General features: G+C 71.8%; 12 protein-coding genes. 10 read left to right on the top strand and 2 right to left on the bottom strand.

The window, feature by feature from the left end; translation table 11 throughout:
• Nucleotide 1 precedes the first annotated feature (1 nt).
• Nucleotides 2-1,642 carry a hypothetical protein gene (locus tag BLR49_RS00230; protein WP_092531706.1) on the top strand — a complete coding sequence of 547 codons (1,641 nt, stop codon included), beginning with the start codon at nt 2-4 and terminating at the stop codon, nt 1,640-1,642.
• 63 nt (nt 1,643-1,705) lie between these two features.
• Here the strand turns inward: BLR49_RS00230 and BLR49_RS00225 are convergent, their stop codons facing one another.
• Nucleotides 1,706-4,015, bottom strand: a complete 2,310-nt coding sequence (locus tag BLR49_RS00225; protein WP_092531703.1) for a RecQ family ATP-dependent DNA helicase — start codon at nt 4,013-4,015, stop codon at nt 1,706-1,708.
• 284 nt (nt 4,016-4,299) lie between these two features.
• Here BLR49_RS00225 and BLR49_RS00220 point away from each other — a divergent pair, with 284 nt between their 5' ends.
• On the top strand, nt 4,300-4,947 hold the full coding sequence (locus BLR49_RS00220; protein WP_143013658.1) for a hypothetical protein: 648 nt from the start codon (nt 4,300-4,302) through the stop codon (nt 4,945-4,947).
• On the opposite strand, the gene BLR49_RS12920 is transcribed toward BLR49_RS00220, so the two are convergent.
• Nucleotides 4,922-5,158: a hypothetical protein gene (locus tag BLR49_RS12920; RefSeq protein ID WP_176765713.1), complete on the bottom strand. Its 237-nt coding sequence runs from the start codon at nt 5,156-5,158 to the stop codon at nt 4,922-4,924. The two genes, BLR49_RS00220 and BLR49_RS12920, sit on opposite strands and share 26 nt — an antisense overlap.
• Before the next feature lie 4 nt (nt 5,159-5,162).
• Here BLR49_RS12920 and BLR49_RS00215 point away from each other — a divergent pair, with 4 nt between their 5' ends.
• The 8 genes from BLR49_RS00215 (at nt 5,163) to BLR49_RS00180 (ending at nt 12,330) form a co-directional block, all read left to right on the top strand.
• The gene (locus BLR49_RS00215) at nt 5,163-5,609 is read left to right on the top strand and encodes an OmpA family protein (RefSeq protein ID WP_176765712.1); all 447 of its coding nucleotides are present in this window, start codon (nt 5,163-5,165) and stop codon (nt 5,607-5,609) included.
• Between the two features lie 284 nt (nt 5,610-5,893).
• Complete coding sequence (locus BLR49_RS00210; RefSeq protein WP_092531694.1) at nt 5,894-7,090, top strand: cobalamin-independent methionine synthase II family protein; 1,197 nt, start codon at nt 5,894-5,896, stop codon at nt 7,088-7,090.
• 257 nt (nt 7,091-7,347) lie between these two features.
• Nucleotides 7,348-8,532, top strand: coding sequence for a histidinol-phosphate transaminase (locus BLR49_RS00205; RefSeq protein WP_092531691.1), 1,185 nt, complete (start codon nt 7,348-7,350; stop codon nt 8,530-8,532).
• Nucleotides 8,529-9,128 carry an imidazoleglycerol-phosphate dehydratase HisB gene (hisB, locus tag BLR49_RS00200; RefSeq protein WP_092531688.1) on the top strand — a complete coding sequence of 200 codons (600 nt, stop codon included), beginning with the start codon at nt 8,529-8,531 and terminating at the stop codon, nt 9,126-9,128. Before BLR49_RS00205 ends, hisB begins: the two co-directional genes overlap by 4 nt.
• Nucleotides 9,128-9,976, top strand: coding sequence for a hypothetical protein (locus tag BLR49_RS00195; RefSeq protein ID WP_092531685.1), 849 nt, complete (start codon nt 9,128-9,130; stop codon nt 9,974-9,976). Before hisB ends, BLR49_RS00195 begins: the two co-directional genes overlap by 1 nt.
• Nucleotides 9,977-10,018: 42 nt before the next feature.
• Nucleotides 10,019-10,684 (top strand): imidazole glycerol phosphate synthase subunit HisH, encoded by a 666-nt coding sequence (hisH, locus tag BLR49_RS00190; protein ID WP_092531682.1) that lies wholly within the window; start codon nt 10,019-10,021, stop codon nt 10,682-10,684.
• Nucleotides 10,685-10,735: 51 nt separating this feature from the next.
• Nucleotides 10,736-11,479 (top strand): bifunctional 1-(5-phosphoribosyl)-5-((5-phosphoribosylamino)methylideneamino)imidazole-4-carboxamide isomerase/phosphoribosylanthranilate isomerase PriA, encoded by a 744-nt coding sequence (gene priA, locus BLR49_RS00185; RefSeq protein ID WP_092531679.1) that lies wholly within the window; start codon nt 10,736-10,738, stop codon nt 11,477-11,479.
• A gap of 95 nt (nt 11,480-11,574) precedes the next feature.
• Nucleotides 11,575-12,330: an SseB family protein gene (locus tag BLR49_RS00180; protein WP_176765752.1), complete on the top strand. Its 756-nt coding sequence runs from the start codon at nt 11,575-11,577 to the stop codon at nt 12,328-12,330.
• Nucleotides 12,331-12,627 lie beyond the last annotated feature (297 nt).

Below are 12,627 nucleotides of genomic sequence, written 5' to 3'. Positions count from 1 at the left end.
GATGACTGCCGGAGATGATGGCGCCCGCGCCGGCCCCGGGAACCGAGACACCGACGGTTCCCGGGAGCCGGCGCGGCGGCCACCGCTGAGCCGGCGCCGCGTCATCGGCCTGTTCATAGGAGTCGCAGCCGCCCTTGTTGCGGCGGTCCTGGCGCTCGTGCGGCGACTGGCCGTGCCCCGAGACCCCGCGGCGCCAACCGCCTCCACAGGAGGCGCGGGCGGCCTGGTGCTGCTTGACGTCGCCGGGACCGACGGTGAGCTGCTGGACCTGGACGGCGTGCTGGAGGTGCAGACCAACGGGATCGGCGAGGACGCTCGCGACGACGCCCTGCTCGACGCCGAAACGCTTGAACTCATCGAGCTGGCGCCCCTGCAAAGGCACGTCGAGGCCAGCGCCGCTGTCCAGCTGCCCGCAGGGCGCATCGCTTGCCTGAACCTGTCCTGGCCGACCAGTCACGGCTACTCCGCGCTGTTGGTGGATCTGCCCGGCCCCGGCCGCTACGCCCTGGCCGAGCTGGCCGCTGAAGGCCTGCACGAGGCCCAGGCGGGCGCCCCGGTTCTCGCCGACGACGGGGACCAGACGGCGGCGCTGGAGGCGTTGCGAACCCGGACCGCGCAGGCCCTGGCCGCCTGCGCTGCGGCGACGACGCCCACCGAGCGAGCCACCCTCGCCGAGGCCGCTCTCGAGGCGGCGACGACGGCGCAGCTCGCCCTGGATCAGGCCGCCGCCCGGCTCGGCCCCGCCGACGCCATGCTCGGAGTCACCTTCACCGCCGCCCCCCCAAAGGGGCGCGCCGCGCAGGTCATCGCGCCCCTGGACGAGGCGGGACGGTCGGTGCTGGTGCGGATCGTCGTCGAGGACACCGACGACGCCGATGAGATGAACGGGTGGCGGCGGTGCGTCACCGAGCTGCACGAGGCGGGCGCCCGGGTCATGGTGCAGGTCTGCGACTCCCAGGCCCTGGCCGACTTGGATGAGGAGAGCTGGGACCGGCGGCTGAGGGCGCTGCTCCACGCCTTCCCCGAGGCCGACGCCTGGGAGGTCGGCAACGAGCTGGCGGGGGAGTGGACCGGCCCCGGCGCCGTCGCGCGGACACTCGCGGCCGCCCGCGCCCTGGCGGCGGACCCGGCCACCGCGGCGGCCACCCGGGTGCTCACCCTGTACTACCAGCTCGGACAGGGCACGGCCGCGGAGTCCGTCATCTCCTGGGCCGCCACCAACCTGGGGGAGGAATTGCTGGACCTGGTCGACGTCGTCGGGCTGTCCGTCTACCCGCAGTGGCACCCGCTGGGCTCCGGCGCCCGGCGCGTCCTGGACGCTCTGGGACGGGTGGCGGGCGACAAGCGCACGGCGCTGACCGAGCTCGGATACGGGGCGGACGACCTGGACGACGGGCCGTGGTGGTTCGGCTCGCCCGACGACGTCGAGGCCGGCCGGGCGGCGGTCGCCCGGCACCTGACCGCCGCCGCGCTAGGGCAACCGCGCGCCTGGGCGGCGCCGCTGTGGTGGTACTACCTCCAGGACGAGGGGGTGATTGCCCCCGACACGCAGGACCAGCCGGGCCCGTCGGGGCCGGAGGACGGCTCCGGCGCGGTGGCGCAGGACCTGGTTGACGCGGCGCGTATCGAGGGCTCCGACTGACTGCGGATGCTGATGCCGGATCGGGGCAACCGCCCCGCACCGCCGCGGAGGCGACGGCCCGACTCAGCGCTGCGCCAGGACCAGGGGGTGTACCGAGGCCGCTCCCGCCCGGCGCAGCAGCCGAGCCGCGACGGCGAGCGTCCAGCCGGAGTCGGCCCAGTCATCCACCAGCACGACCCGGGCGCCGCGGAGCCGCGCCCGCCTTCGCGGCGACCATCCCCTCAGCGTCAGCGAACGGGCGACCTCGGCCAGCCGGAAGGCGGATCCGACATCGTGCCGACCCGGCGCGCCGAGCACCTCAATGACACCCAGGGGGATGGCCCCCAGGTGACGGGTCAGTGCCCGCCCGAGATGGCGCACGAGCCGCGGGCGCGTACGCGAGTCGACAATGACCACGGCCACCTCCCCGGTTGCCGCCCGCCCGCCGTCGTCCTGCCCGCCTGGGAGACTCATGTCTGCGACGAGCCTGTCGACGACCTCCAGCACGGGAGCGCGTAGGCCGGGCGGCACCTCGCCGTCCGCACCGGAGTCGAGCAGGTCGCGCAGGGACGCCGAAACACCCAGACCGTCCAGACGCCCGACCGCCAGACCCGGCTCCGGCCGGTCGGCCTCGGCAATAGTGCCGGTGAGCTCGGGCAGCCCCAGGCGGTCCATGCCGGTGGGCCACCGCTTGCGGGGCTCGAGCGCGATGCCCACCCGGGACAGGGCCCGCCGAGCCGCGGCGATCTCCCGCTCGCCCGGCGCCGGAGGCAATTGCAGCCCGCCGCACAGGTCGCAGGCGCCGCACCGCCAGCCCCGGGTCAGCTCGGGATCGTCAAGCACATCGCGCAGGAAGGACATGCGGCACGCGGGCGCCGCGAGCGCCTCATAACGCTCCATCAACTCCTGCTCCGCGGCACGGGCGGCCTCCACGCGCGCATAACGCTGCGCGTCATACGCCCAGGAGCGGCCGGTCGACACCCAACCGCCGCGCACCCGCCTAACCGCGCCGTCGACGTCGAGCACCTTCAGCATTGACTCCAGCCGCGGGCGCCGCAGCGGCACCACGGTCTCCAGCGCGTTCGTACTCAGTGGCTCCGCACCGGCTCGGTCGCGGGCGTCCAGTGCGGCCAGCACCTCGCGAACCGCGTCCTCGGGCGGGAAGCCCTGGGAGCCGAACCAATTCCAAATGGCCCGGTCCTCGGCCCCCGGCAGCAGTACCACCTCCGCGCGCTCGACTCCGCGCCCCGCTCGGCCCACCTGCTGGTAGTAGGTCACCGGAGAACTCGGCGCCCCCAGGTGTACGACGAAGGCCAGGTCCGGCTTGTCGAAGCCCATGCCCAGGGCACTGGTCGCCACCAGCGCCTTGACCCGGTTGCCCTGGAGCTCGCCCTCCAGGCGCTCCCGCTCCGCGGCGTCCGTGCGGCCCGTATAGGCGGCAACCTCCAGGCCCGCATCGCGCAGTTGCGCGGCGACCTCGCCGGCGGCCGACACCGTCAGGCAGTACACGATGCCGGATCCGGGCGTGGCGCGCAGGTAGTCGGTCAGCCAGGCCAGGCGCGTGGCGGAGTCCGGCAGGCGGCGCACACCCAGGTGCAGGGACTCGCGCGCGAGCGTCCCCCGCAGCACCAGCGTCTCGGCGTCCTCTCCCGCTCCGGGGACTCCGGCGGCGGGGGAGCCGAGCTGCTCGGCGACGTCGGCCGTGACCCGGGCATTCGCCGTCGCCGTGGTGGCGAGCACCGGCGTGCCCGGGGGCAGGCCCGCCAGCAGCGTGCGGATGCGCCGGTAGTCGGGGCGGAAGTCGTGCCCCCAGTCGGAGATGCAGTGCGCCTCGTCTATCACCACCAGGGCGGCGTCGGCCGCCAGCCCCGGCAGCACCTCATCCCGAAAGACGGGATTGTTGAGCCGCTCGGGGGACACCAGCAGCACGTCCACCTCGCCGCGGTGTATCTGGGCCTGGATCTCGGGCCACTGCGGGGCGTTGACCGAGTTCATGGTCAGGGCGTTGATGCCGGCGCGCCGGGCGGAGGCCACCTGGTCACGCATCAGCGCCAGCAGCGGAGAGATGATCACGGTGGCGCCCGCACCGGTGCGGGCGCCGGGGGAGGGGACGGGGGCGCCGGGCCGCCACCCCGCCCAGCCCTCCCGCAGCAGTACGGTGGCCACGAAGTAGACGGCGGATTTGCCCCAGCCGGTGCGCTGCACCACCAGCGTCCGCCGCCGCTGCACCACCAGCGCCTCGATGGCGCGCCACTGATCCGCGCGCAGCCGGGCCTCCGCCCGCCCGACCAGGGCGCGCAGCACCGCCTCGGCGCGCTCCCGGATGGGAGCGGCCCCGCCGCCGGGCGGGGCCGCGGGATCGACGGGCGTGATGGTCGAGGCGGGCGAGTTCATGGCAGCCACGCTAACCCGCTGCACCGACTGGTAACCATGACGCCGGCCCACTGCAGGACATCCGCTGATCGGAGCCATCACGTCGGGCCCCGCCGACCTCGTACCCGTATCGTCGACCCTCAATGCATGGTTGCGCGAGCTTGACTACACCTGAGCCATTAGATAACGTTTCGATAGATCTCGGGTGGGATTCCAAGCGCGTCGGCGCACGAAGCTGACAGCCGGTTAGGGCGCGGGTGGATGGTCCCCGCTGATGACCCCGATCCCCTTCAAGGAGAAGCTGCATGCTCATGTCTTCGTTCAAGCGGGTTTCCGCCACCGCATCCGCGTCATCTCAAGGTTGCGGTCGGCGTCATTTCCTGGCGCTGGGAGGATCTGTAGCGCTGGTCGGGGCGCTGGCGGCATGCGGCTTGACCAGGCGTGGCGGCGACGACGGCGAGGGCGCCGGCGCGGCCGCAGACGTGGCCAGCGCGGCCGCGCAGGCCTCCGCCGCCGGCACGGCGCTGCCCTTCACCGGCGAGCTGCCGGTACTCGGCTCCCAGGAGACCGAGCTGAACAACGGCTCGGCCGCTGAGGAACCGGCGCGGGTGGACCTCAATGCCGTCACCGTGACCGGGGGCTTCACGATTGTCACCTTCTCGGTGACCAGCCTTTCACCCGACGACGATGACCACGAGGGGCTCTACCCGACCACCTCGTTCGGTTCGGGCACGACTGCCGACGTGACCATAATCGACGGCCTCAACCAGAAGACCTATGAGACCGCCCGCAACACCGACGGCGACCCGCTCTGCTCGCGCCCCGACAGAATCCGCCCGGGCGATACGGCGATCTACTACAACATGTACGCGCCGCTGCCGGAGAACGTGGAGACGGTCACCATCTCCATCCCGGGCTTGCAGCTGTTCACCGACGTGGCGGTGACCCGATGACCCGCCGGAGGGCGTGCTCGGTGCCGGTGGCGGCTGCGGTGGTTGTCGGGGCCGCGCTGGTGCTGTCGGTGGGGCCGGACGCAGTCACCTCCGCGCCGAGGGCGCTGGCGGTCTCGGCGACGTCGGCGGCCAGCGCATCCGCTTCGGCCTCCACCACTACCCGATGCGTCGCCCCGGGCGTGATGCCCGAAGCCGCTGAGGACGTTGACACGCCCGTGTACTCCCTCGAGCTGCGGTCCTACGACATTGAGGCGCCGATCGGTACGCTGGACGGCGCAGCCTCGGTGGTCGAGTCGGAAGACCGCACCACCACGACCTTGTCGAGCGATGTCAACTTCGAGACTGACTCCGCCGAGCTCACCGAGCGCGCACATGAGGTTCTGGACGAGCTGATCGAGGACTGGCGGAGCGACCCACCTACCAAGGTGACGATCACCGGGCACACGGACTCGGTGGATGACGATGCCTACAACCAGGACCTGTCGGAGCGCCGCGCCGAGGCGGTACGGGTATACGTAGTCGCCCAGCTGCCAGAGCTAACCATCTCCGCACAGGGCAAGGGGGAGTCCGAGCCGATCGCCGCTGAGGAGAACGAGGACGGCTCCGTGTCGGAAGAGGGACGAGCGGCCAACCGCCGCGTGGAGATCGTCGCCGAGCGTTAGACGGCTCAACTCCGGCAGGGGAGCCGGAGTCGTCAGGACGGATATGCAGGGTTCTCGGATTCGTTGATTCCGTGCCGATATGGCGGTTCGGCGCAGAAGTGGCCCGGACCGTGCCGTCCACACTTTGGGACTCGCCCCTCATGACTCCCGGTGGGCCTTGTTATGCTGCCCCCGCACCATCCAGAGCGGCCGAGAGACCTGGCTCGTCGACGCCGCAGCAACCACGCCGTCGGCAGGCAGCCGCCGGTGCGGTGCTCCCGCCAGGACCGATGGAAGGACCCGTTATGGCCACACAAATCCGCACCACCCATGTCGGCTCCCTGCCCCGCACCGATGCCCTCCTCGAGGCGAACGCCGCCCACGCCGCCGGCACGCTCGACGATGCCGCCCTGGCCGCGATCATCGCCGAACAGACCGACGCCGTCGTCGCCCGTCAGGCCGAGATCGGCCTGACGATCGTCAACGACGGCGAATACGGCCACGCCATGACCGAGAAGGTCGACTACGGTGCCTGGTGGTCCTACTCCTTCAGCCGCTTCAGCGGCCTGGAGCTGTTGGACCAACTGCCCGAGCGCAAGCCCACTCCGGCCGGCAAGCTCGAGTTGGACGCCATGACCGACCGGCGTGACTGGGTCGCCTACGCCGACGCCTACTCCGACCCCACCTCCGGCATTCACCTGGCTACTCGCAGACCGTGGGTATTCCCCGGCGTCACCGGCGAGATCCGCTACACCGGGCAGGCCACGGTAGCCCGTGACGTCGCGGCCCTGAAGCACGGCCTCGAGCAGGCCGGCAAGCCGCTGAGCGAGGGCTTCGTCGCCTCCATCAGCCCCGCCGCGGCGGCCCGCGTGGGCAACTACTACTACGAAGACGACGAGGCCTGCGTGTGGGCGTGGGCGGAGGCGCTGCGCGAGGAGTACAAGGCCATCACCGACGCCGGACTCACCGTCCAGATCGACGCCCCCGACCTGGCCGAGTCCTGGGACCAGTTCGTCACCGAGCCGCCGCTGGAGGACTACCGCCGCTTCTCCGCGGTGCGCATCGAGGCCCTCAACCACGCCCTGGAGGGCATCGACCCCGCCCAGGTCCGCTACCACGTGTGCTGGGGCTCCTGGCACGGCCCCCACTCCACCGACCTCGGCTTCGACAAGATCGTCGACCTGGCCCTGTCCGTGAATGCCAACGGCCTGAGCTTCGAGGCCGCCAACGTCCGCCACGAGCACGAGTGGAAGATCTGGCGGGACACCCCGCTGCCCGACGGCAAGTACCTGATTCCGGGAGTCGTCTCCCACGCCACCAACGTGCTGGAGCACCCCGAACTCGTGGCCGACCGCATCGAGCGCTTCGCGCGCCTGGTCGGCCCCGAACGCGTGGTCGCCTCCACCGACTGCGGCCTGGGCGGGCGCGTCCACGCGCACATCGCCTGGTCAAAGCTCGCCTCCCTGACCGAGGGCGCCCGGCTGGCCTCTGCGCGTTTCTGAGCCTTCTCCCGGCGCTTCCCAGCGGCCGCACCCCAGGGCGCGGCCGCTGGGTCGTTGATCCTCGCGGTGGCGGGCCCACTCGTCATCACCGCCGGCAACCGGCTCGTCCTCAAGGTGGGGCTAGATGCGCTGCTGCCGGGTTATACGCGGTGCCGATGCGTGTGACGTCTTCCGCGGCGAACTGCATCTCGTCACCGCCCTCGCGATCGGCCTGGACGCGGGAATGACCGGCAGGCGATTCCGCGTAGACTCGCGGCGTGACCGTTCTCCCGCTACGGCCCGATCTGCAGGGCTGCGAACCCTACGGCGCGCCTGAACTGGACGTGCCCGTACGCCTCAACGTCAACGAGAACCCCTACCCTCCCAGCCCCGCCGTGGCGGCTGACATCGCGGCCGCCGTCGGCCGGGCCGCTGCGGGGCTGAACCGCTATCCGGATCGGGACTTCCCCGCCCTGCGCTCCGCCCTGGCCGACTACCTGGATGCCGAGGCCGGGGTGCGGCTGGACTGGCGGCAGATCTGGGCCGCCAACGGATCCAACGAGGTCATGCTGCAGGTGCTGCAGGCCTTCGGCGGCCCGGGGCGCAGCTGCCTGTCCTTCACTCCCACCTACTCCATGTACCCCGAGTACGCCCGCGACACCTTCACCCGCTACGTCACCGTGGCCAGGCGGGAGGACTTCACCCTCGATACAGACGCCGTCGCCGCGGCCATCGAGCGCGAGCGCCCCGCCGTGGTCATCCTTGCCAGCCCCAACAATCCCACCGGCACCGCCCTGCCGCTCGACGACGTCGCCGCCATCCTGGAGGCCGCTCGCGGTCACGGCCCCGACGACGCGGCCGCGGGCCCGGATCCCGCCGACTGTGTAGTAGTGGTCGACGAGGCCTACGGTGAGTTCCGCCGGCCCGGCGTGCCCAGCGCGCTGGAGCTGCTGGCGCGCACCGACGCCGCCGGAGCCCACCGGTACCCGCACCTGGCCGTGACGCGCACCATGAGCAAGGCCTTCGGCATGGCCGGACTGAGACTGGGCTACCTGGCCGGATCCCGCGAGCTGGTGGACATGCTGCGCATCGTGCGCCTGCCCTACCACCTGTCCGCCGTCTCCCAGGCGGCGGCCCTGGCTGCCCTGGCGCACCGCGAGGAGCTCATGAGCCAGGTCGCCTCGCTGCGCGAGGAACGCGACGCCCTGGTGACCTGGCTGCGCGCGCAGGGCTGGACCGCCTACGAGTCCGATGCGAACTTCGTGCTGTTCGGCCCCTTCGCAGACCGCGAGGCGGTGTGGCAGGGGCTGCTGGATCGGGGCGTCCTCATTCGCGTGGTCGGGCCGGACGGGTATCTTCGGGTATGCGTCGGCACCCCGCAGGAGATGGAACGCTTCCGTGATGCGCTCGTGCACGTGACCACGGGGGCGGATACCGCGGATACAAAGGAGAACAACGCATGAACCGCACCGCCCGCATTGAACGCGCCACCAGCGAGTCCTCAGTCATCGTCGAGCTGAACCTGGACGGCACCGGCAGCACCGACATCTCCACCACGGTCCCCTTCTACGACCACATGCTCACCGCCCTGGGCAAGCACTCGCTGATCGACCTGACCGTGCGCGCCTCCGGGGACACCGACATCGACGTCCACCACACCGTGGAGGACACCGCCATCTGCATCGGTGAGGCCCTGAAGACCGCCCTGGGGGACAAGCGCGGCATCAAGCGCTTCGGCGACGCCCTGGTGCCCCTGGACGAGGCCCTGGCGCAGGCCGTCGTCGACCTCTCCGGCCGCCCCTACCTCGTGCACGACGGCGAGTCCGAGGCCTTCGTGCACCACCTGATCGGCGGGCACTTCACCGGATCCATGGTCCGCCACTGCCTGGAGGCGATCGCCTACCACGCCGGCATCTGCCTGCACGTGCGCGTGATCTCCGGCCGCGACCCCCACCACATTGCCGAGGCCGAGTTCAAGGCCCTCGCCCGCGCCCTGCGCTCCGCAGTGGAGCCCGACCCCCGCGTGGACGGCATCCCCTCAACCAAAGGCGCCCTGTGATGCATGACGACCACTCCGCCGGCCCGGCCGGCCGCCGCGACGACGAGCCGGACATCGACGCCGAGTTCGCCGCCATGATGGAGGGCCTGCAGCTGCCCTCCGAGCCCTCCGACCTGCCGGAGGCCACCGGCCCCGTCTCAACCGACGACGTTCCCCACAACGTCTACGGCCTCCCCGGCAGTGCCGCCTCCGCGGGCTCGGTCGGCTCCGGCGACGACGCCGAGCTGACCCCCGAGCAGCTTGCCGAGGTCGAGGCCCTGGCCGCCGCCTTGGACGCCGACGCGAACGCCGAGGACGGCGGCGCCAAGGCCGTGAAGATCGCCGTCGTGCTCACTCCGCTGGCCAGCGCGGATGCCCTGGCCGCCTTGTGCGCCGCCGGCGGCCTTGACTGCTGGGTGGTGCCCTCCCGCTCCGGTGCCATCGCGGTCAAGGAGTTCGTCTCCGCACACGCCGAGTGGGACATCGCCGAGCTTCTGGGCGGAACCGACACCGAGCCCGCCGAGGCGGCCGAGCTCGCCGGTGCCCTGTCCCGCCTCAGCCGCCTGGGCGTGGTGCTCATGACCGCGGACCTGGCCACGGACGTCGGCATTGAGAGCGGCTTGTCGGGCACCATCACCGCCCGCCGTTATCAGAACGGCGAGGCGGGGGAGGAGACGAGCGCCGGGCTGCTGCTGGCGTCCGCCGACCAGACTATCGAGGACATCCTGCTGGGCGTCACTCGGGCCGAGAGGGTTCCGGGCGCCGTCAGGACCAGCGAGGTCAAGCCCGGGCGAATGATGCGCTGGCTGGGCCGGGGCATGCGTCAGCGTGGCGGGGGCCGCGATCAGGGTGACCAGTCCGGTAACTGACATGGTGGCGGCCATACGCACGCGCCTAGGTAGGGTGTCCTCGTGAGGCAACCACACGTCGTCGTCCTGTCCTACGGAAGCGGAAACGTGCGCTCGGCGATGCGCGCCCTGGAACGCGTGGGCGCCGCCGCCGAGCTGACCGCGGACCCCGACGCCGTGGCCAGCGCCGACGGGCTCGTCGTTCCGGGCGTCGGCGCCTTCGCCGCCGTCATGGAACAGCTGCGCGCCGTCGACGCCCCCCGGCTCATCGACCGACGGCTGGCGGGTGGCAGGCCCGTGCTGGGGATCTGTGTGGGCATGCAGGTGATGTTTGAGACGTCCACCGAGCACACCGAGCAGTCCGGCACAGAGGCGGCGCGTGGGCTGGCCCAGTGGCCCGGCACCGTCTCCCGCCTCGAGGCGGACGTCGTGCCCCACATGGGTTGGAGCCAGGTGCGCCCACCCGCGGATACGGTCCTGTTCAAAGGCCTGTTCGACTCCTCCGGCTCCGAGCGCTTCTACTTCGTGCACTCCTACGCCGCCAAGACCGACCCGGCCGTCCTGCTGGGTCCCGGCCGAACGCGCCCGCCCCGCGCCACCTGGTCCACCCACGGCGAGGACTTCATCGCCGCCGTCGAGAACGGAGCGCTCAGCGCCACCCAGTTCCACCCGGAGAAATCAGGGGACGCCGGGGCACAGCTGCTGCGCAACTGGCTCACCACGCTCTGATATCGGCGTAATTCAGCCAACCAACCGCTCTATCACTTCAAGGAGGCGCCCATGCTCACCCTCTTCCCGGCCGTTGATGTTGCCTACGGCAAGGCCGTTCGTCTGCTGCGCGGCGAGGCCGGCAGCGAGACTGACTACGGCAGCCCCATAGAGGCGGCACGAGACTGGGCGGATGCCGGCGCGCAGTGGATCCACCTGGTGGACCTGGACGCGGCCTTCGGGCGCGGCACCAACGCCCCGCTGCTGGCCCGCATCGTCGGGGAGGTGGACGTGAAGGTCGAGCTCTCGGGCGGCATCCGTGACGACGAATCCCTGCACCGGGCGCTGGCCGCCGGAGCCGCCCGCGTCAACCTCGGCACCGCCGCCCTGGAGGACCCGGAGTGGACCGAGCGGGTCATCGCCGAGCACGGGGACAAGATCGCCGTCGGCCTGGACGTGCGCGGCACCACCTTGGCCGCTCGCGGGTGGACCAAGGAGGGCGGGGACCTGTGGGAGACCCTGGACCGCCTGAACGCCGCCGGCTGCGCCCGGTACGTCGTCACCGACGTCACCAAGGACGGCACCCTGATGGGGCCGAACATCAAGCTGCTGCGGGAGGTATGTGAGCGCACCGCTGCTCCCGTGGTCGCCTCCGGCGGCATCGCCCACCTGGACGACCTGCGCGCCCTCGCCCGCCTGGAGCGCTACGGGCTCGAGGGCGCGATCGTCGGCAAGGCCCTGTACAACGGCAACTTCACCCTCCAGGAGGCACTGGCCGTCTGCCGTGGCGAGGACTCCGCGCAGGGGACGCGATAAGCATGGTCAACACCCCGGACAATACCGGCACCTACTCGGCGCCCGTCGACGATGCCGGCGGGAGACTGCCCGAGGACCCGCAGCTGGCGGCCGCCATGGCCGCCCGAGACCGGTTGGAGCAGTTGCTGTCCGCCCCCACCCCCTTCGCGTCCGACGACGGCGCCGCTGACCCCGCCGTGACCGCCGCCCTGGCGGCCCAGGAGCTGCCGCGCCACGAGTACCTCGACCGGCTCCTGGCCGCGCTGGCGGCGAGTCGTCTGATCGTGCCCGTGGCGGCGCACGCCGTCGGCGGACCCAAGCCGGTCAGGCTGGGGGAGTCCGCACCGGGGATTCCCGCGCACGAGCCGCACACGGCCGACGCCGCCGAGGACGCCGCGGAGCTGGCCGTCCGGCTCGATGACGGGCACCTGGCCCTGCCGGTGTTCACCTCGGCCGCCGCGGTCGCGGTCTGGCGAGAAGACGTGCGTCCCGTCCCCGTCACGCCCCAGCGCGCCGCCCAGGTGGCCTGCCTGAGCACCGACCAGCTGTGGGTGCTGGACCCGGGCACCCGCGACCTGCGGCTGCCGCGTCCCGCCGTGGTCGCCCTGGCCGGGGGAGAGGACTGGATCCCCTCCTGGCGCAATGAGCCGGTGCAGGCGGAGGTGGCCGCGCAGCTGGGCGCCGTGGACGGAGTGACCGGGGTCGCCTTCGCCCCGGGCGAGGGCGCCGAGCTGCGCGTGTTCATACGTGTGGATGCCTCCGCCGGCAACCGTGCCGTGGCCGCCGCCCTGGAGCAGTGCCAGTACGTCATGGTCAACCCGGCCTGGGGCGAGTTCATCGACACCGTGGAGCTGTGCCCGGTGCCGGCTTGAAACGTCCGGCGGGTCTATGGGCAGACTCACATCTCCTCCGACGCCCGGCGCGGCCGCGGTCCGGCAGGCGACTGCTAAACTCGGGCACCGACCGGCCGGGGGCGTATCTCCGGCACGCAAGCGGAGAAATCCCACCTGGGTCCCTCAAGAGGGGCCGGGTCATGCGAGGAGCGATCCTCGCGGTCGCGGCCCTTTCGGGTGCCTGCGGCCGTGCTCTTGCGAGCACATGAAAGGCCTTCGTGCGCGTATGCGGCGAAGGCCTTCTTCGTTGCGACGGTTACCACTGACAAGAGTGAG

This window comes from Actinomyces ruminicola (genome assembly GCF_900103885.1).
GTDB lineage: Bacteria > Actinomycetota > Actinomycetes > Actinomycetales > Actinomycetaceae > Actinomyces > Actinomyces ruminicola.
This window is presented reverse-complemented; position numbering and strand designations above follow the sequence as displayed.